This is a genomic window from Roseateles sp. P5_E1 (genome assembly GCF_054049335.1).
This window is the reverse complement of sequence record NZ_JBFUMN010000158.1, coordinates 1-853: the sequence shown is the minus strand read 5'-3', so window position 1 is coordinate 853 and position 853 is coordinate 1. Positions and strand designations below refer to the sequence as shown.

At 69.8% G+C, this 853-nt stretch carries 1 protein-coding gene and 1 pseudogene; both read left to right on the top strand.

Features of this window, described 5'->3' with window-relative positions; genetic code table 11:
- Positions 1-257 (top strand): annotated as a pseudogene (locus ACXJKJ_RS30325) (hypothetical protein); the annotation flags it as partial.
- A partial coding sequence (locus ACXJKJ_RS30320) for a M90 family metallopeptidase (RefSeq protein ID WP_457395106.1) occupies positions 224-853 on the top strand: 630 nt, incomplete at its 3' end. The pseudogene ACXJKJ_RS30325 and the gene ACXJKJ_RS30320, both read left to right, overlap by 34 nt.

The following is an 853-nucleotide window of genomic DNA, read 5'->3' as shown; positions in this document are numbered from 1 at the left end:
GCCTGATCCTGCTGATGGCCCCCTTGGCCGCGCACGCTTCCGATGCGCTGACCAGCACGGGGCGGGGCGGCTGCGTGTATTCGCCGGCCGAAAGCGAGCGCACCGCGCCTGCAGCCGCACCGGCGGCACGTGCGCCTGCGGCCAAGCCCAGCGCCGCCAGCGGCGGCAGCACGGGTGGCGGCGGCAGCGATGACGACGTGCTGCCGCGCCTGCGCGCGCCGAAGTGGCACAGCTTCCTGCCGGGCATGTTCCGCTGATCGAACGTATGTGGGGCTGGTTGCGGCGCACGCCGCGCGCCATTGATGCAGACCTGTGGCAGCAAAGTTGCCAACGCGCCGCGTGGCTGCGCGGACTGGACGGGGAACGCCGCGAGCGTCTGCACACCCTGAGTGCGCGCTTCCTGCACGAAAAAACCATCAGCCCGGTCGGCAACCTGCAGTTGGACGAAGGCGACGGCGTACTGCTGGCCGCGTTGTGCTGCCTGCCGTTGCTGGAACTGGGTGAGGTTGGCCTGCGCGGCTGGTCGCAGCTGATCGTCTATCCCGAWGCCTTCCGSGTGMASCGCASCCAYGTCGATGCCGCCGGCGTGCTGCAYSARTGGGAKGACGARCTSRTCGGTGARTCCTGGGACAGCGGCCCGCTGATCCTGTCGTGGGCCGATATCCAGGCCGACATCGCCGATCCGCATGCCGGCTACTGCGTGGCCGTGCACGAGATGGCGCACAAGATCGACGCACTGGACGGCGCCATCGATGGCACCCCGCCGCTGCCGCGCGACTGGCAGCGGCAATGGGCCAGGGATTTCCAGACCGCCTACGACGCGTTCTGCGCGCAGGTCGATCGCGGCCGCGAC